Raw genomic sequence first — 17,808 nt, forward strand, 5'->3', positions numbered from 1 at the left:
TTACATTGGCTATTCTAATGTTTAAGGAGGTGTTGTTGTGAAAAGATTGGTCTGTATTACGGGGCTATGTCTTACAGCAGCATTAGCAGGTTGTGCAGCTGCTGATACCCGTGGTGTATATGAGAAAAGCGGTAATACATTAAATGTAAATAATCATCGGACAGAGCTTTATAATGAAAGCAGCAAAAACGGAATTCGAAATGTCAGCACCGATTATGGATATGTACGTCATCAGAAAAGCCCAATTTTAAACGATAACAACAACCATTATGCTGCCTTAAACCGAGAGCAGGTAGCTAATATCATTAGCCGTTACAGTACCAATATTCCAAATGTAAATGATGTTGCCACACTGGTCACGGATCAGGAGGTATTAATCGCTTATCACACTGACTCCAAGGACAGAAATTTAACAGCTGACCAGGTTAAAAAAACAGCAATGTCTGTTGTACCACGCTTTTATCATGTTTATGTAACAGATAATCGCAGCTTAATGAGAGATGTGGAAAATCTCTCACACCTGGATTCAACAAGTAAAAACGCACGCAACTCTGTCACACAGTTAATTACACAAATGAAAAAATCACCACAAGGTTCACCAATGAACACGAATGAAAATGCAAATGGTGAAACACCGGATGATCAAATAACACGGTTAAATTTAAATAAAAAGTAAAGATAAAAAGCAGAAAAGTAATCACTTTTCTGCTTTTTATCTTATGCTTCCTTTGCGCTTTCACTCAGAAGTTTTTTATGGTTTGCAGCAGCATTTACCTGTTCATCTGCATGGTAAGAAGAACGAACAAGCGGCCCTGCTTCACAGTGACTAAAACCTTTGGACAAAGCTATTTCTTTAAGCTCTTGGAATTCTTCAGGACTGTAGTATTTTTCTACCTTCAAGTGTTTTTTTGTTGGCTGCAAATATTGACCGATTGTCATAATATCAACCTGATTTGCCCTTAGATCATTCATAACTTCAAGGATTTCTTCCTTCGTTTCACCAAGTCCAATCATTAAACTGGATTTTGTCGGGATATTTGGGTTCATTTCTTTGGCTCGACGTAAAAACTCAAGGGAACGATCATAACGTGCCCGTGCTCTTACAGTTGGTGTCAGACGACGTGTTGTTTCAATATTATGATTTAATATATCTGGTTTGGCTTCCATTAAAATTCGAAGGTTCTCTTCCACTCCACCCATATCAGATGGAAGAACCTCAATTGAGGTAAATGGATTTTTACGACGTATGGCTCGAATCGTTTCAGCAAAAACAGCTGCACCGCCATCCTTCAAATCATCCCGTGAAACTGCCGTTACAACGACATGCTTTAAGTTCATTAGCTGAACTGAATCAGCAACTTTTTCTGGTTCTTTCCAATCAAGCTCTGTTGGTAAGCCAGTTTTGACTGCACAAAAACGACAGGCCCGCGTACAAACATCACCAAGAATCATAAAAGTAGCGGTTCTTCTTTCACCCCAACATTCGTGGATATTAGGACATCTGGCTTCCTCACAAACCGTGTGAAGGCCTTTTTCCCGCATCATTTTCTTTAGACCTGTATAGTGCTCGTTTGTGTTTAACTTTATTTTTAACCATTCTGGTTTTCTTAAATGTTCTTCTTTTTTGCTCATCTTTCCACCCCGTGTATGATCATGAACGTAATTCGACAATAGTTGATTATGCTTCTCATTGTCACTTTATCATAATGAAAAAGGAACGACAAGCTGAAAAGCTCACATTACCATTAATTGACCATAATGTTTTGGGCTAGAAGTCATAAACTACTTTTGTAAATTATTTTTGAAAGGGTGGATTCCCGTGCGGGCATTTTGGATAATGAGCACATGCCTTCTTCTTTTTTTTACAACAATTGATGCTCATGCCGAGGAAACTGATGTGTTTCAGAAAAGAATGGAACTATACAAAAAGGTTGAAACAGTTACCCAAATTCCTTGGTATTATTTAGCTGCTATTGATCAATACGAAAGAAGCATTCGAGAAGTCCGCAGGGATCTGCCAAAGGCTAATGGGACGATTGCCATTTATTTGCGGCCACAGGAATGGGCAGGCCTGACAAATCCGAATCCTTCTGATAAAAATCCAACCTCCATTCAATTTTTTAATGGATTGGGTGCCGACGGCAATGGCGACGGAAAGGCAAGTTTAAAAAATGACGAAGATGTCATATTTGCATTTGCCAACTACCTACTTTCATACGGTGTTGACCCTGATAATTTAAAAATTGGGTTATGGAATTATTATCACCGTGATAAGACTGTTGGGATCATTGTCGGGAAAGCTAAAATATATCAGCATTTTGGCAGGATTGACTTGGATGGGCATGCATTTCCATTACCTATCCGTTCCAATCACAGTTATCGATCTACTTGGGGAGATGCCAGGGGATGGGGTGGCCGAAGAATACATGAAGGAACCGATATATTTGCCGATTATGGAGTTCCTGTGAGGGCCACTAATTATGGAATTGTTGAAATGAAGGGCTGGAATCGGTTCGGGGGCTGGAGAATCGGTATTCGTGACATTAATAATACTTACCATTATTTTGCCCACTTAAGTGGTTTTGCGAAGGATGTTAGAGTGGGACAGGTTGTGGAGCCTGGACAAATTATTGGTGGTGTTGGCAGTTCAGGCTATGGTCCCCCAGGAACATCGGGTAAGTTTCCTCCGCACTTGCATTATGGGATGTATAAGGATACTGGGCTAACAGAATGGTCGTTTGACCCTTATGGTCACTTAGCCGCATGGGAAAGACAAGAAAGAATAGAATTGAGAAAAGCAAGAGGAAGATAGGGCTGCAAAAATAAAGCAGCCCTAATTTTTTTTATCAGGCAGTTGGATGGCTGGTGCTGAACTTCCACCGCCATTGTAGTATGTCGGAACATCCCCCTGAATGAGCGTTCCGCCAACAGGAATGGTTTGTGTAAGCTTTGTTACTTTTGTTGCAAAAGGAAGAATAATTTGAACGGAGACAGTCACTTGAACTGAAACATCAATCCAAGTATTATTGATTCCCAACGGTTTAAAGTTTGTTTTTACATCTGGACGAACATCACCGATTGCGAAAAAACGAACAGGAATATCGGGCCCCATGTTACCGAATAAAGCACTTTTGGTTACTTGCCCTATCGGGATATACCATTGAATTCCATTCGCATTTTTTGAGGGATTCGTTTCTATTTTTACATCAGTCAATTGCTCAAGTGATGATAAATCTCCGTTTTCTGCTGTTTTTAAATTATGTTGGATCTCCGTTGTGGTTTCAGCTAATAGGCGATTAATGACATCTGGCTTTAATTTAGCGATTGGGGGTTTTCCATTTGAACTTGCAACAATTTGAATGGCATCCACCCCACTTGTATCCACTTTCTTGATCGCTTTACTTATTACAAGTGCTGCAATTTTACGGGTTTGAGATTCAGCATACATCATGAGTGTCGGTTCAATTCTCTTATTTATGATCCATAACCCTGCGGCAGTTGAAAATAGAAAAAAGACTAGTGAGAGCAACAGAACATAACGTATTGGCAAAGGGCCCTTACGCATTAACCTTGTGCGGAATTTTGCCAAAAAAAATCACCCCTTACAAGCTATATGTATGCAGGTAAGGAGGAAACTAGCGCAAATAGGATTAACTTTTTTTAAAGGTTGTATCACAGGCTGTAATCATGACGTCCAACAATGTCTTTAGGTCAATTTCATACGGGTCAACTTCGATTCCATTTTCCTCAAGGACCCGAACAACGGGACGGTCACTCAACCCAATATTCTGCTTGCAGACAACCCCTTTTCTTCCATCATTTAATACTACCGTTATCCCGATAGGATAGACAGCAACAGCTTGACGAAACACTTCAATTGTTTTTTGATCATAGAGTGTTCCGGAACCCGAATATAAGATTTCCAGCCCTTCATGCGGCAGCATCGCCTGACGATAGATTCGATTGGATGTAACGGCATCAAATACATCAGCCACGGCAATTATTTTTCCAAATGGATGGATTTCATTGGCTTTTATCCCGCGCGGATAGCCTGAGCCATTTAGTCTTTCATGATGTTGATAAGCACAATGGGCAGCAATCAAGGTAACAGATGGAATATTTCTTAATAGCTCAAATCCTTCTACAGTATGCTTTTTTACTTGAAAGAATTCTTCGTCTGTTAACCTTTCAGGCTTCATGAGAATTTCCTCAGGAATTTTTACTTTCCCCACATCATGTAAAATGGCTCCAAGTCCAAGCGTTTCAAGCTCATAGTCCCGAAGATTCAGCTTCATCCCAATTGCGAGGGAATACATCGTGACATTTAAAGAATGGGTAAATATATAATGATCATATGTATATACATCCGATAAAAGGGCCAAGAGGTCTTGGCTATCCTTTATTTCTGCTTGAATCTCCCGAATTATTTTTATAAGACTTTTTGCTGCTTTTTCGAGCACTAACACATTGGAAAACTGGCGATTAGATTCAAATTCATCGAAGTGTTTCTGAATTGATGTGATTGCTTTTCTTCGTAACTTCATTGAAATTGGATAGTGTAACTTCAGATCCTCTGTTTTGTTGTCTTGAATGTAAATATAATGAATGTTCATCCCGATTAATCGCTGTAAAAGGCGGGTATCAAGCTGAACGCCTTCGTTAAGAAGAATTTGTCCTTTATTATTATAAATCGCTTTCCCAAGATAGGTGCTGCTTAATGACAATGATGTTTCCACAAGTCTCATACTAAATCCCTGCCCCTAATAATAACCAAAAAATAAGACATATCTCCTATATACTACCTTTACATCAATCCGCTTCCATCCTACATAAGTCCCTATTTTTCTAAAGTTTTTATGATATTTTGGCGTTTTTTTGGAGGAACTTAGCAGAGGCAACGAATACCTATCTTGTTACCAGGCGGTCCGTTTTTCTTTGCTGATGGTAGCAAGACTTCATTTATCAAAATCGTTCTTAATACATGTTCACTGGCACGATAAAGTCTTCTATGAAGGAATAAATAAAAAGCCTGCATAGATACCAGGCTTCTAAATCATTTTTAATAATGCTTCTTTTCCGATCATACCTTTGTGGATCCCTAATGCCTCAGCCTCATGGGTGACTGATTCGAGCGGAGCATCAAGTAGCTGCTGGATTGTTTTCACTCCAACCGCTCTTCCTGCAATTATTTTACGATCCTTTAATCTATCGTTTAACAACCCAACATCTAGCGCCCCGCACATAATATACCCCTTATCATTGGATACAGTTAGAAGCGTTGTTTTAGGTAACAAAACCGTTACTGCCAAAAAGGTATGACCCTCCAAATCAATTGGTGACACGTCAATCAATTTAGTTTCCTCTCCTTTCCCTTTCAATTTATGAAAAGAGAAAAAAAGAGTTCCCCTGTTTTGGAGCCTAATATCACCTAAAAACGAAATAAAAGGTTTGGTACAGCCTTCCATCAAAAAGAAAACCGCTCCCTATGTTGGAAGCGGATCTTTTCATTATTAACCAATAGAGCCTTCCATCTCAAATTTGATGAGACGATTCATTTCAACGGCATATTCCATTGGAAGTTCTTTTGTAAATGGCTCAATAAAGCCCATAACGATCATTTCGGTTGCTTCTTGTTCTGAAATACCGCGGCTCATTAAATAGAAGAGCTGCTCTTCCGAAACCTTAGAAACCTTTGCTTCGTGCTCAAGCGAGATATTATCGTTTAAAACCTCATTGTATGGAATTGTATCTGATGTAGATTTATTATCCATAATGAGTGTATCACATTCAATATTGGCACGGGCTCCATCTGCTTTACGTCCAAAATGAACAAGACCGCGATAGTTGGTTTTACCACCATGCTTTGAAATCGACTTAGAAACAATGGTTGAAGATGTATTTGGAGCCAAATGGATCATTTTGGATCCTGTATCTTGGACTTGCCCCTTACCGGCAATCGCAATTGACAATGTCAAACCGCGTGCACCTTCTCCTTTTAGGATAACAGCAGGGTATTTCATCGTCAGCTTGGAACCAATATTTCCGTCGATCCATTCCATTGTTGCATTTTCTTCACAAACCGCACGTTTCGTAACAAGGTTATACACGTTATTTGCCCAGTTTTGAATCGTAGAATAACGGCAGTAAGCACCTTTTTTAATGATGATTTCAACAACAGCACTGTGTAGAGAGTTTGTTGTATAAACTGGAGCTGTACAGCCTTCAACATAATGAACGCTTGCACCTTCATCAACAATGATTAATGTACGCTCAAACTGACCCATATTTTCAGAGTTAATTCGGAAATACGCTTGTAATGGTGTATCTACCTTTATACCTGGTGGAACATAGATGAATGAACCGCCGGACCAAACTGCAGAGTTTAGCGCTGCGAATTTATTATCTGTTGGCGGAATGACTTTTGCCCAGTGCTCGCGGAAAATATCTTCATTTTCTCTTAAAGCAGAATCAGTATCCTTAAAGACGATTCCTAGTTCTTCAAGGTCTGCTTTCATATTGTGATAAACAACTTCTGACTCATATTGCGCAGAAACCCCAGCAAGGTATTTTTGCTCTGCTTCTGGAATTCCTAATTTATCAAATGTCGCTTTAATTTCTTCAGGCACTTCGCTCCATGACTTTTCCGATTTCTCTGATGGTTTTACATAATAAGTAATCTCATCAAAGTTTAACGAATTCAAATCTCCGCCCCATTGTGGCATTGGTTTACTATAAAAGAGCTCTAATGATTTTAAGCGAAAGTCAAGCATCCATTGGGGCTCATTTTTCATTTTTGAGATTTCCTCAACGATTTCACGTGTCAAACCACGTTTTGATCGGAAAATGGAAACGTCTTTATCGGCAAAACCATATTTATAATCACCGATCTCAGGCATTTTTTTTGCCATTGTCGTGTTCCTCCATTCGTAGATGATTACGGGTATTGACACCCTTCGTCATTTATTCTTGTTTTAAACCTTTTTCCATTGCCTTCCAAGCAAGAGTTGCACACTTAATTCGAGCTGGAAACTTGGCAACACCCTGCAATGCTTCAATATCCCCAAGGTCAAGATCTTCATCGTATTCTTTGCCTTGCATCATATTAGAAAAAATTTCTGCTAATTTTAAGGCATCCTCAATTTTTTTCCCTTTGATTGCCTGTGTCATCATGGAGGCAGAAGACATCGAAATCGAACAGCCTTCCCCTTCGTACTTAACATCCGTTACGATCCCATCGTCAACCTTCATCGTTAATTGTATTCTGTCTCCACATGTTGGGTTATTCATATTGATTGTCAGGTTTCCTTCTTCAAGAACCCCACGGTTACGAGGTTTTTTGTAATGGTCCATAATAACCCGACGGTAAAGCATATCTAAATTATTAGAAGACATCGCTAAAATACTCCTTCGTTTTGACAAGCCCGCTTACAAGCTTATCAATATCCTCTTCCGTGTTATATAAATAATAACTTGCCCTTGCTGTAGCAGTCGCTTTAAGCCACCTCATTAATGGTTGTGCACAATGGTGTCCTGCACGGACGGCAATTCCTTCGGCATCAAGGACAGTTGCCACATCATGGGGGTGAACATCCTCAATATTAAAGGTAACTAATCCTGAGCGTTTGGCCGGATCCATTGGTCCATAGATGGAAATCCCTTCAATGGTTGACAGTTTTTCTAGCGCATACTGTGAGAGCTTAAGCTCATGCTCAGCAATATTATCTAGTCCAACTTCATTTAAAAAGTCAATCGCAGCACCTAATCCAATTGCCCCTGCAATCGTTGGTGTTCCGCCTTCAAATTTCCAAGGAAGCTCTTTCCATGTTGAGTCATATAATTCAACAAAGTCGATCATTTCGCCGCCAAATTCAACAGGCTCCATGTTCTCAAGTAAATGCTTCTTACCATATAGTATGCCGATTCCTGTTGGCCCGCACATTTTATGTCCGGAAAATCCAAGAAAATCAACGTCCAAATCTTGGACATCAATTTTCAAATGAGGTGCACCTTGTGCTTCGTCAACAACCATTACAGCCCCATTCTCATGGGCAATCTTTGCTATTTCTTTGATTGGATTGATTGTGCCCAAGACGTTAGAAACATGGGTTACCGAAACAATTTTAGTATTGGCTGTAATCGTTGCCTGAACAGCATCAAGTGACAATGTACCATCTTCTTGAAGTGGAAAGTATTTTAAAGTCGCACCTGTTTTCTTCGCAACCTGCTGCCATGGAATAATATTACTATGATGTTCCATAACAGTTATCACTATTTCATCGCCCTCTTTAAGGTTGGCCATCGCATAGCTTGATGCCACCCAATTCAGCGAAGTTGTCGTTCCCCTGGTAAAAATAACTTCCTGTGTTGATTTAGCATTGATAAATTTACGAACCTTTTCCCTAGCACCTTCATAGGCATCTGTTGCTCTAGTACCAAGCGTATGGACGCCACGGTGTACATTGGAGTTAATTTCTTTATAATATTTTTCAAGCGTTTCAATCACACTGATTGGCTTTTGGGAAGTAGCAGAGCTATCAAGATACACAAGCGGATGACCATTCACTTCCTGGTCTAAAATGGGAAACTGGCTGCGAATAGCTTTGATATCCATTAGCGAACTTTCCTTTCAATAACTTCGGTTAATTGTTTTTTTACAGGTTCGATTGGCAGCTGATTCACAACTGGAGCAAGGAAACCATGAATAATTAATCGTTCAGCTTCATGTTTATTAATACCGCGACTCATTAAATAGTAAAGCTGCACTGGGTCAACACGCCCTACAGAAGCAGCATGGCCGGCCATTACATCGTCCTCATCAATCAAGAGCATAGGGTTTGCATCACCGCGTGCTTTGTCACTAAGGATAAGCACACGGGATTCTTGCTCAGCGTTCGATTTGGAGGCGCCATGTTCAATTTTTCCAATTCCATTAAAAATTGCGGTTGCACTATCCTTCATGACACCATGCTGTAAAATAAAGCCTTCTGTGCGCTTACCATGATGAATAACCCGAGTTGTGAAGTTCTGTGTCTGCTCACCACGTCCGACAACCACTGATTTCGTATCCCCAAAGGATCCATCACCAACAAGGTTTGTTGTATTTTCTGAGATTGTGTTTCCGTTGTTCATTAATCCAAGTGCCCATTCAATTCGGGCATCTCTTGCTGCTGTGCCGCGGCGATTCACATAAGTTGTAATTCCCTTAGCTAACGTATCAACAGCACCATATTGTACTCTTGCGTTTTGCCCTGCAAATACTTCGGTAATGATATTCACAACACTATTTGATTCAACTGTAGAAATATAGCTTTCAACATAGGTGACAGAACTATTATCTTCAGCCACAACAATAACATGATTAAAGAGAGCAGCTTTTTCATCGTCAAGAACATAAACCGCTTGAATTGGTTCGCTGATTTCTACATTTTTCGGAACATACAGGAATGCGCCGCCATTTATGAGGGCTGCATGGATGGCTGCTAAACGATGTTCATCCATTTTTACGCCTTGAGTCATCAAATACTTTTGAACAAGGTCGCCATGTTCACGTACAGCTGTAAAAATATCAGTAAAGACAACACCTTTATTTTTTAATTCATCTGTTAATGATAAAATCGAGGGCGTCTGGTTTCGTTGAATATATAAATTCTTACTTGTTGCTTCCAGATCGATAAGTGCTTTTACATCCGCTGGTAATTCAGAAAGGGATGCATAGGCTTCACTTTTTACGGTATGCTGTGTAAATTCAGTGAAATTCCACTTATCAATTTTTGTTTTGTCTGGTCTTGGCATTGGCAATGAGTCAGCAGCGTTAACCGCTTTTTGGCGAAACTCTAATAGCCAAGCAGGTTCTCCCTTTTCCTTCGAAAAGGAGTTAACAAAATCTATGTCAAATGGTAGTTTCGTTTCGATTGTCATCTTGATCCTCCTAACGCTTACGCTTCTTGCCCAACTGTTTCATCTTCGATTCCAAGTTCTTTCTTGATCCAGTCATATCCTTCTGCTTCTAAGCGTTGTGCAAGCTCTGGACCGCCATTTTTCACAACACGGCCTTGCATCATTACATGCACAAAGTCAGGAGTAATGTAGTTTAAAAGTCGTTGATAGTGTGTAATCATGATGCAGCCAAAATCTTCGCTGCGCATTTCATTAATTCCTTTTGAAACGACTTTCAACGCATCAATATCTAATCCAGAGTCAATTTCATCAAGAATCGCAATTTTTGGCTGAACCATCATTAATTGAAGAATTTCATTCCGCTTTTTCTCACCACCTGAGAATCCCTCATTTAAATAACGCTGTGCCATATCTAGGTCCATTTCAAGAAATTCCATTTTCTTATCCATTTCACGGATAAATTTCATTAATGAAATTTCATTTCCTTCACCACGTCGGCTGTTGATTGCTGAACGTAAAAAGTCAGCATTTGTTACACCATTAATTTCACTTGGATATTGCATTGCAAGAAATAGTCCAGCGCGGGCACGTTCATCTACAGCCATTTCAAGGACATTTTTTCCATCAAGTTCAATACTTCCTTTTGTTACTTCATACTTTGGGTGGCCCATAATAGCAGATGATAAGGTTGATTTACCTGTACCATTTGGTCCCATGATTGCGTGAATTTCTCCGCCTTTTATCTCAAGGTTTACACCTTTTAAAATTTCTTTGCCATCAATTGAAACATGTAAGTCTTTAATCGTCAAAGTTGACCCAGCCATATATATACCTCCACAAAATGTAAAAAGTTAATTGTAATAACAATAAAAAAGGGATACCCCTATATTCCATTCTCAATCTATTCTCATTACAATCTTATACCAAAAGAAATGTGTTAGCAACCTTTAAATAGGAATAATTCTCAGTAATAATAGAGTTTATTTTTTTCAGTAAGACTGTAGAGAATGATAATCAATTAACAGAATATTCTGACGCAAAGTAATCGTTTTAATAGGAGTGAAACACACCCCAAAAAACAAGAATACGATAAAATGATACCGCTATAATTTTAATTTGCCAAGGTATTTCCATTATCTACTTTTCCCTGAAATAACGTTACAATGTATATGTAAAAAGGTAAAAGCCAATGGCTTTTACCTTTTTAATGCAATTGATTTAGCTCTTGAATACAATCTTGAACGAGTGTGACCGCTTGACTCATAGCAGCCCCGCCGCCAAAAGCAGCAGTAACTCCTACCGCTTCTAAGATTTCTTGTTCATTTGCACCTTCATCGAGACAGCCTTTGACATGATAAATGATACAATACTCATCCTGCGAATAAAGGCTGATCCCTAGAGCAATTAGCTGCTTGTCTTTTTTTGAAAGAGCCCCTGCCTTAAAGCACTCTTCAGTAAAAGCGTTGTAATATTGAGCGATTCCCGGCATTTTTTGCGTAAACACGCCCAAACCCGCCTTATATTCATGAAGTGCCTCTTCTGTTGAGTTCCGTGGTTGTAAGTGTTCCATTGTTTCCACTCCATTTCAGTAAAGTCCTCTATAGTATGAAGAAATGTTGATGGAAGTATGTAAGGCGAAGTAAGTTTAAGAGTCGGCGATCATGGTAGTCGAATGATGCCTGAACTCATGAATTGTACATGAGAAACGGCACCATAGAATACAAAAACAGGCTTGCGCCTGTTTTTGTAATATTATTTAGAAGCGGTAAAACGGCCCCTTTGTATTCCTTAGTGATCCAGTCTTGGATTTGTTTGGATTGAAGAACTTGTACAAGTGTTTTAATCTCTGGTTTGTTTTCATCACCTTGACGAACAGTTATAACATTTACATAAGGTGATTTTGCATCAGCTGGTTCATGGGCAATGGCATCTTTCATTGGATCTAAACCATTATCAATTGCATAGTTTGAGTTAATAAGAACAGCGTCACCTTCACCATTTTTAAAGATTTTTGGTAATAAAGCGGCTTCGTAATTAGCATCAAATTGTAAATGCTTCGGATTATCAATAATATCTTTTATATCATATTGTTGAGGATCGATTCCTGGTTTTAATTTAATCAAGCCTAACTTCTCAAGCATTAGCAGAAGACGTGGATGATCTGAAACAGAGTTACTCATGATCATATGTGCTCCATCAGGAAGATCTTTCAGGCTCTTATATTTTTTAGAATAAACACCAATCGGTTCAATATGAACTCCGCCCGCGTTAGCAAATTTATATCCATTTTCCTTCATTTGCTGATTCAAATAAGGAATTGTTTGGAAGTAGTTTGCATCCAATTGCTTTGAAGCAAGCGCTTTGTTTGGCAAAATATAATCTTGGAATGTAACGATTTTCAAATTAATACCTTTTTGTTTTAAAATTGACTGTGCCTGCTTTAAAATCTCAGCATGTGGAACGTTAGAAGCCCCAACAGTTAATGTTACTTCTTTTTTACTTCCTTGCGATTTATCTGTTGATGATGATGAGCCGCATGCAGCTAATACTAGTGCAAGTGATAAAGCTAAAACTAAACCTAACCATCTTTTCATGACTATTTGTCCCCTTTTCTTTTTTTGTCCAGCGCAAGCAGCCCAGCGACTAGTGGACTTCGCTAAACGGGCGCTTCCGCTTTACTTTTTATCTTTTATCTATTTTAGAAGTGATGAAATCACCAATAAACTGAACAATAAAAACAATTATTAAAATAATAACAGTTGCGACGAGTGTAACGTCGTTTTGATTTCGCTGAAAACCTTCGAGATAGGCAAGGTTTCCAAGACCGCCTGCACCAATTACACCAGCCATTGCTGTGTAGCCAATAAGGGCAATCGCTGTAACAGTAATTCCTGAAACAAGGGCAGGCATCGATTCCGGAAGCAATACCTTCCAAATAATCGTAGCCGTTGTCGCTCCCATTGATTTAGCAGCTTCAATAACCCCTTTATCAATTTCCCTTAATCCAATCTCAACCATTCTTGCATAAAATGGAGCTGCTCCGATAATTAAGGACGGTAATGCTGCCTGTTCTCCAATCATCGTTCCAAATAACAATGTGGAGAATGGAATTAATAATACGATTAAGATAATAAACGGAATGGATCGAAAAATATTTACTACTCCACCAATAACTGTGTTGATCGGCTTATTTTCCCACATATTTCCTGGTGAAGTAAGAAACAACAATAATCCCAGTAAAATTCCTAATATAAAAGTGGCAAGAACAGAAATACCTGTCATATATAAAGTTTGAACAGTAGCATCCCACATGGCCTGCCAATCAATATCTTTGAAGTATTGATGACTATTCATTTGTAATAACCTCCACTCCAACATGCTGAGAACGAATAAAATCTACGGCTTTGTCCACCTTTTCCTCGTCCCCATCAAGATGAATGAACAGTGTTCCATATGAACCATTTTGTGTTTGAGAAATTTTTCCCTGCAGGATATTTACCGTTACATCATGGTGACGAATAAGTTCGGTGATGACTGGCTGCTCGGCTGATTCACCAATGAAGGTTAGCTGAACAATTTTCCCGAAAGGATAGCGCTCAAGTAAATGACCGATTGTTTCCTTCGTATCATCAGGTTCTGTCACTTGCTGCACAAATCGTTTTGTAATAGGCTTCTTCGGATTTTTAAAGACATCTAAAACCGGTCCGAAGCTCGACTATTTGACCGTTTTCCATAACCGCAACTCGGTGGCAGATTTTTCGGATTACATGCATTTCATGCGTGATCAACACAATGGTTAAACCTAATCGTTTATTGATGTCTACTAATAACTCTAAGATGGAATCCGTTGTTTGCGGGTCCAAAGCGGATGTAGCTTCGTCGCAAAGTAATACCTTTGGATTGTTGGCAAGTGCTCTGGCAATCCCAACTCTTTGCTTCTGACCGCCGCTCAACTGGGATGGATAGGCATTTTCCCGCCCCTCAAGGCCGACAAGCTTGACCAATTCATTTACCTTTTTTGTTCTTTCGGGTCCTTTAACTCCTGCAATCTCCAATGGAAAAGCGATATTTTCGCTAACCGTTCTCGACCAAAGTAAGTTAAAGTGTTGAAATATCATGCTGATTTCCTGACGTGCTTTTCGAAGCTCACTTCCTTTTATCTTCGAAACAATCTTGCCAGCAACTGTAACCGTTCCTTGTGTAGGAAGCTCTAGTCCATTTAACATTCGAATTAAGGTACTTTTTCCTGCACCACTATAGCCAATAACTCCAAAAATTTCTCCTTCACTTATTTCTAGGTTAACATCATCAACTGCTTTTAATGGACCTTGTTTAGAAGGAAAGATCTTCTGGACATTTTTAATTGAAATCATTTAATCACCCGCTTTTCATCCCGATTGCGTTTATATATTTATAGGATTTGGAAGTATATTAAAAACATACTTTTGGTAGAAAAGAAAAAGCCTTTCTGCACAATGGCAGAAAGGCATGACTAAACCAAACCTCTCTCCCATCTTCCAAAGCAAGCGCTTTGTGTGAATTGGCACCATGTCAATAAATTGACGGTTGCCGGGCTTCATCGGGCACATCCCTCCACCTCTCTTGATAGGCATATCAAGTAAATCCTATATTAATTTAAATTTTCTAAAATCGGTAAATTTGAATTACAAGTGCAATCGTATCATGGAAAAAAAAAGGTGTCAATGCTATTTTAGGAAAATTTTAATGGTAAAATTTACGCTCTAGCATCCGCAAGAATTTAAACCTGTAGCCGCTTCAATCGCTGCTTCAAGTTCATCGATAATGTCATCAACGTTTTCAATACCAATTGACAAACGTATTAAATCCTCAGATACACCAGATGCCTTTAAGCCTTCCTCATCTAATTGCTGATGAGTCGTACTGGCTGGATGGATAATTAAACTTTTTGAATCACCAACATTGGCAACATGTGCCCATAATTTAATGGAATCAATCAACTTGGCACCAGCTTCTCTGCCGCCCTTAATTCCAAAAATAATGATCGATCCTGCGCCTTTAGGCAGATATTTCTGTGCTAATTCAAAGTCAGGATGTGATTCATGGCCAGGATAGGTAACCCATTCCACTGCTGGATGCTGCTCTAAAAATCCAACTACTTTTTCAGCATTAGCGACATGTTCTTTCATTCTAACATGAAGAGTTTCAAGACCTAAAGTAAATTGGAATGCACTTTGCGGGCTTAGTGCAGGCCCAAGGTCGCGCAACAATTGAACACGAGCTTTAATAATAAACGCAGCAGCACCGATATCTCTGGCATAAACAATATCATGATAACTTGCATCAGGCTCTGTAAATCCAGGGAACTTAGGAGAATTCCAATCAAAGTTTCCTCCGTCTACAATGACTCCGCCCATTGTCGTCCCATTCCCCAAGAGCCACTTTGTGGCAGAATGAATCACAATATCTGCACCAAATTCAATTGGACGGCACAAATATGGAGTGGCAAATGTATTGTCAATAATTAATGGAACTCCTGCTTCGTGAGCGATATTAGCCACTTTTTCAATATCCAATACGTTCAGTGCGGGATTCCCAAGCGTTTCGGCATATACTGCTTTTGTTTTATCTGTGATTGCCTCACGGAAGTTTTCAGGATCAACCGGGTCAACAAATTTCACATTGATTCCGTATTTAGGGAAAGTCACAGCAAATAAATTATAGGTTCCGCCATAAAGGGTTGATGCTGCGACAATTTCATCACCTGCTTGAGCAACGTTTAAAATGGTCAGCATAATGGCCGACATACCGCTTGCGGTTGCTAAAGCACCAATACCGCCTTCAAGCAGTGCGACACGATCCTCAAATACAGTTACCGTCGGATTATGAATCCGAGTATATATGTATCCTGGTTCCTTTAATCCAAACAAGTTAGCAGCATGTTCTGTATTTTTAAATTGATAGGCATTGTTTTGATAAATTGGAACAGCACGGGCACCTGTAAGTGGATCAGCCTGCAGACCTCCGTGAACACTTAATGTTTCAAAACGGTATTTCTTTTGATCTTCTCCCATTACACTCCACTCCTTTATCATGACAATCAAAAATAAAACCCCCTTTTCTAAGAAGAGGGGGTTCTCTTCTTATCTTTCAGAACATCATGTTCTGCTGGAATTAGCACCGTGCAGTTCACCGGTTGCTGGGCTTCACGGGGCCAGTCCCTCCACCACTCTTGATAAGAAAATTTATTGAATTGTCATAATTGATTAAATTATTATTTAAAAGAATTTTATCCCATTAATCATATCGAGTCAATAAGATTTTAGCTAATTTTCGCCATTTTTTTCTCTGTTTTTCCGAGGTAAAAAAAAGATTCCAGTAATAAGATCGTTCGGAATGGTGCAGAACATTGCAAGTCTCCATTCATTAAAAGAGTTCGAAACTTTTCTCTTCCTGAAATTAAGGCTTTTACGCTCTCCTTTTCCCCATGAATTCTAAATTTAATGGAGGGGCTGCAAGGTTCATCCGAGATGCATACCTCACCTTTTTTTAAAAATAGAGAGATTATTTCATCATTCACCACAAATTCAATGGCGAACACTGTGTCTTCAATTAAGGTCAGGACATGCTTTCGTTCATTTATTGATTGGATGAAAGCTTGAACCGTATCGATCATTTTCACCACTCCGGTTTATATGGCTTTTACCCATATATTCCGTAAACGGTTTTCAAATTCCTTTTAAAAACGTTCGACAATTCCTTTGTTAGTTGTTTGAAAAAATGTCGATGTCCGATTCTAATTGATTTATTTTTTCAAGCAAAAAAGGAACAGAGTGAAAGGCATAAATTCTGTCTGCTACACGGCCATTTTTTAGAAGAACCAAGCATGGTACACTTTCTATTGCCATCTTTATTGCAATGTCTGGATAGAAATTCAGATTGATCTTCCCGATCTCTACTTGTATCATTTCTGCTACAACCTGAAGCATTTTAGATGCAAGCTGACATGTACCACATAAGGGAGTATAAAAATAAACGATACCTGTCGATTGCTTTGTGAATTCAGTTTCGAGGTCTTCCTTTTTCCATTCCTTTATCATTGTTTTCAGCTCATCTCTAAATACTCTTTATGGACATCAATATTTGCACTCAAGAGAACAGTAGCCAAATGTCTTTTTGGAGCGGTTGCTACTTCTCGGTACATTTTATCGATATATAGATGCTCCGCTTCAGGTAATTCTCTTTTAAAATGCTTACGAAGCTTTTCCCCAGCCTCATCGGCATCAGCAAGAATATAAACCTGTCTATTTTCAAGCATCTCAACCAACTCATCGAGCTTAGCCAAGCTGATTGTACCATTCGTGCAAATAATTTCGATTGGTTCCTTTATTATTGTTTCAACTTTTTTCTTATCAGACCTACCCTCGACAATAATGACCTTGTCTGTCAATACATCGTTCATGCAAAATCACCTATTTAATTATGAAGTTGATGGAGCTAAATTATTATATTCCTGTTTTGACAATAACGTGTCCAATTCTTTTAACATTACTATAACATCATTAGGTGATTGCCTCAATTTTCAGAATTCAATTAAATATGATCTTAACACCAACCGCCATCATCACAGTCAGTATACTTAGGGTCCGCCTTTTTCGGTACAGAGACATTTTGATAAATCTTCTGTTGATCGACTTCAAAATGATGATCCAGCTGGTAGTTAATTTCGTTTGAAAGCTGTATTTTTCCAATCGGTGAGTCTTCTAAATACAATTGAATTTCCCCGTTTTTTAATTTTCCAACTACGCGATCGGTCACATCGATTTTCTTTTGTGATAAGGTCATACATCTCAGCCTTTCTTTGGTGATTTTTTGCATAGTTTGTCCAAAAGAAAAGAAAGAAAACGTCTTGGTTAAATCCAAGACGTTTTC

At 39.0% G+C, this 17,808-nt stretch carries 19 protein-coding genes, 1 pseudogene and 2 riboswitches; of the genes and pseudogenes, 2 read left to right on the forward strand and 18 right to left on the reverse strand.

Translation table 11 applies throughout. The features are described 5' to 3' along the window. Nucleotides 1–37 precede the first annotated feature (37 nt). A complete protein-coding gene (locus RCG17_RS08520) occupies nt 38–676 on the forward strand; it encodes a YhcN/YlaJ family sporulation lipoprotein (protein WP_308174754.1) in 639 nt (212 codons plus the stop codon). A 41-nt stretch (nt 677–717) separates the two neighbouring features. Here the strand turns inward: RCG17_RS08520 and lipA are convergent, their stop codons facing one another. Continuing rightward, complete coding sequence (lipA, locus tag RCG17_RS08525) at nt 718–1,671, reverse strand: lipoyl synthase (protein ID WP_374120905.1); 954 nt, start codon at nt 1,669–1,671, stop codon at nt 718–720. 166 nt (nt 1,672–1,837) lie between these two features. On the opposite strand from lipA, the gene RCG17_RS08530 reads away from it, so the two are divergent. Then, complete coding sequence (locus RCG17_RS08530) at nt 1,838–2,812, forward strand: M23 family metallopeptidase (protein WP_308175796.1); 975 nt, start codon at nt 1,838–1,840, stop codon at nt 2,810–2,812. A 21-nt stretch (nt 2,813–2,833) separates the two neighbouring features. On the opposite strand, the gene yunB is transcribed toward RCG17_RS08530, so the two are convergent. From yunB to RCG17_RS08615, 17 genes and pseudogenes are all read right to left on the reverse strand, one after another. Next, on the reverse strand, nt 2,834–3,589 hold the full coding sequence (yunB, locus tag RCG17_RS08535; protein ID WP_308174756.1) for a sporulation protein YunB: 756 nt from the start codon (nt 3,587–3,589) through the stop codon (nt 2,834–2,836). Nucleotides 3,590–3,650: 61 nt separating this feature from the next. Continuing rightward, nucleotides 3,651–4,745 (reverse strand): HD-GYP domain-containing protein, encoded by a 1,095-nt coding sequence (locus RCG17_RS08540; RefSeq protein ID WP_308174757.1) that lies wholly within the window; start codon nt 4,743–4,745, stop codon nt 3,651–3,653. A 303-nt stretch (nt 4,746–5,048) separates the two neighbouring features. Continuing rightward, entirely contained in the window at nt 5,049–5,351 is a 303-nt protein-coding gene (locus RCG17_RS08545; RefSeq protein WP_308174758.1) for a YunC family protein, read from the reverse strand. Between the two features lie 159 nt (nt 5,352–5,510). Further along, the gene (gene sufB, locus RCG17_RS08550) at nt 5,511–6,908 is read right to left on the reverse strand and encodes a Fe-S cluster assembly protein SufB (RefSeq protein WP_308174759.1); all 1,398 of its coding nucleotides are present in this window, start codon (nt 6,906–6,908) and stop codon (nt 5,511–5,513) included. 52 nt (nt 6,909–6,960) lie between these two features. Further along, nucleotides 6,961–7,392: a Fe-S cluster assembly sulfur transfer protein SufU gene (gene sufU / locus RCG17_RS08555; RefSeq protein ID WP_308174760.1), complete on the reverse strand. Its 432-nt coding sequence runs from the start codon at nt 7,390–7,392 to the stop codon at nt 6,961–6,963. Next, entirely contained in the window at nt 7,382–8,611 is a 1,230-nt protein-coding gene (locus RCG17_RS08560) for a cysteine desulfurase (RefSeq protein WP_308174761.1), read from the reverse strand. The genes sufU and RCG17_RS08560 overlap by 11 nt, the downstream gene beginning before the upstream one ends. Next, nucleotides 8,611–9,918 (reverse strand): Fe-S cluster assembly protein SufD, encoded by a 1,308-nt coding sequence (sufD, locus tag RCG17_RS08565; protein ID WP_308174762.1) that lies wholly within the window; start codon nt 9,916–9,918, stop codon nt 8,611–8,613. Before sufD ends, RCG17_RS08560 begins: the two co-directional genes overlap by 1 nt. A gap of 17 nt (nt 9,919–9,935) precedes the next feature. Continuing rightward, nucleotides 9,936–10,721 (reverse strand): Fe-S cluster assembly ATPase SufC, encoded by a 786-nt coding sequence (sufC, locus tag RCG17_RS08570; protein ID WP_308174763.1) that lies wholly within the window; start codon nt 10,719–10,721, stop codon nt 9,936–9,938. A 380-nt stretch (nt 10,722–11,101) separates the two neighbouring features. After that, nucleotides 11,102–11,467 carry a carboxymuconolactone decarboxylase family protein gene (locus tag RCG17_RS08575; RefSeq protein WP_308174764.1) on the reverse strand — a complete coding sequence of 122 codons (366 nt, stop codon included), beginning with the start codon at nt 11,465–11,467 and terminating at the stop codon, nt 11,102–11,104. Nucleotides 11,468–11,582: 115 nt separating this feature from the next. Further along, nucleotides 11,583–12,491: a MetQ/NlpA family ABC transporter substrate-binding protein gene (locus RCG17_RS08580; protein ID WP_308174765.1), complete on the reverse strand. Its 909-nt coding sequence runs from the start codon at nt 12,489–12,491 to the stop codon at nt 11,583–11,585. An 88-nt stretch (nt 12,492–12,579) separates the two neighbouring features. Continuing rightward, a complete protein-coding gene (locus RCG17_RS08585) occupies nt 12,580–13,251 on the reverse strand; it encodes a methionine ABC transporter permease (protein WP_308174766.1) in 672 nt (223 codons plus the stop codon). Beyond that, a pseudogene (locus RCG17_RS08590) lies at nt 13,244–14,270 on the reverse strand (methionine ABC transporter ATP-binding protein). Before RCG17_RS08590 ends, RCG17_RS08585 begins: the two are co-directional and overlap by 8 nt. 134 nt (nt 14,271–14,404) lie before the next feature. After that, nucleotides 14,405–14,509, reverse strand: a riboswitch (SAM riboswitch). 130 nt (nt 14,510–14,639) lie between these two features. After that, nucleotides 14,640–15,950 (reverse strand): O-acetylhomoserine aminocarboxypropyltransferase/cysteine synthase family protein, encoded by a 1,311-nt coding sequence (locus RCG17_RS08595; protein ID WP_308175797.1) that lies wholly within the window; start codon nt 15,948–15,950, stop codon nt 14,640–14,642. A gap of 66 nt (nt 15,951–16,016) precedes the next feature. Next, a riboswitch (SAM riboswitch) is annotated at nt 16,017–16,118 on the reverse strand. Nucleotides 16,119–16,198: 80 nt separating this feature from the next. After that, nucleotides 16,199–16,552: a hypothetical protein gene (locus RCG17_RS08600; protein ID WP_308174767.1), complete on the reverse strand. Its 354-nt coding sequence runs from the start codon at nt 16,550–16,552 to the stop codon at nt 16,199–16,201. A gap of 88 nt (nt 16,553–16,640) precedes the next feature. Next, entirely contained in the window at nt 16,641–16,976 is a 336-nt protein-coding gene (locus tag RCG17_RS08605) for a thioredoxin family protein (RefSeq protein WP_308174768.1), read from the reverse strand. Between the two features lie 5 nt (nt 16,977–16,981). After that, nucleotides 16,982–17,338 (reverse strand): toprim domain-containing protein, encoded by a 357-nt coding sequence (locus tag RCG17_RS08610; protein ID WP_308174769.1) that lies wholly within the window; start codon nt 17,336–17,338, stop codon nt 16,982–16,984. Between the two features lie 143 nt (nt 17,339–17,481). Then, a complete protein-coding gene (locus RCG17_RS08615) occupies nt 17,482–17,721 on the reverse strand; it encodes a YusG family protein (protein WP_308174770.1) in 240 nt (79 codons plus the stop codon). Between the last annotated feature and the right edge of the window lie 87 nt (nt 17,722–17,808).

The organism is Neobacillus sp. PS3-12 (assembly GCF_030915385.1).
Taxonomy (GTDB): Bacteria; Bacillota; Bacilli; order Bacillales; family Cytobacillaceae; genus JAEVLT01.

Excerpts from the sequence above, each read along its gene's own strand:
- RCG17_RS08530 (WP_308175796.1), top strand. The coding sequence starts at position 1,838 with ATGAGCACATGCCTTCTTCTTTTTTTTACAACAATTGATGCTCATGCC.
- RCG17_RS08540 (WP_308174757.1), bottom strand. The coding sequence starts at position 4,745 with ATGAGACTTGTGGAAACATCATTGTCATTAAGCAGCACCTATCTTGGG.
- sufB (WP_308174759.1), bottom strand. The coding sequence starts at position 6,908 with ATGGCAAAAAAAATGCCTGAGATCGGTGATTATAAATATGGTTTTGCC.
- sufU (WP_308174760.1), bottom strand. The coding sequence starts at position 7,392 with ATGTCTTCTAATAATTTAGATATGCTTTACCGTCGGGTTATTATGGAC.
- RCG17_RS08560 (WP_308174761.1), bottom strand. The coding sequence starts at position 8,611 with ATGGATATCAAAGCTATTCGCAGCCAGTTTCCCATTTTAGACCAGGAA.
- sufD (WP_308174762.1), bottom strand. The coding sequence starts at position 9,918 with ATGACAATCGAAACGAAACTACCATTTGACATAGATTTTGTTAACTCC.
- sufC (WP_308174763.1), bottom strand. The coding sequence starts at position 10,721 with ATGGCTGGGTCAACTTTGACGATTAAAGACTTACATGTTTCAATTGAT.
- RCG17_RS08575 (WP_308174764.1), bottom strand. The coding sequence starts at position 11,467 with ATGGAACACTTACAACCACGGAACTCAACAGAAGAGGCACTTCATGAA.
- RCG17_RS08580 (WP_308174765.1), bottom strand. The coding sequence starts at position 12,491 with ATGAAAAGATGGTTAGGTTTAGTTTTAGCTTTATCACTTGCACTAGTA.
- RCG17_RS08585 (WP_308174766.1), bottom strand. The coding sequence starts at position 13,251 with ATGAATAGTCATCAATACTTCAAAGATATTGATTGGCAGGCCATGTGG.
- RCG17_RS08595 (WP_308175797.1), bottom strand. The coding sequence starts at position 15,950 with ATGGGAGAAGATCAAAAGAAATACCGTTTTGAAACATTAAGTGTTCAC.
- RCG17_RS08600 (WP_308174767.1), bottom strand. The coding sequence starts at position 16,552 with ATGATCGATACGGTTCAAGCTTTCATCCAATCAATAAATGAACGAAAG.
- RCG17_RS08605 (WP_308174768.1), bottom strand. The coding sequence starts at position 16,976 with ATGATAAAGGAATGGAAAAAGGAAGACCTCGAAACTGAATTCACAAAG.
- RCG17_RS08610 (WP_308174769.1), bottom strand. The coding sequence starts at position 17,338 with ATGAACGATGTATTGACAGACAAGGTCATTATTGTCGAGGGTAGGTCT.
- RCG17_RS08615 (WP_308174770.1), bottom strand. The coding sequence starts at position 17,721 with ATGACCTTATCACAAAAGAAAATCGATGTGACCGATCGCGTAGTTGGA.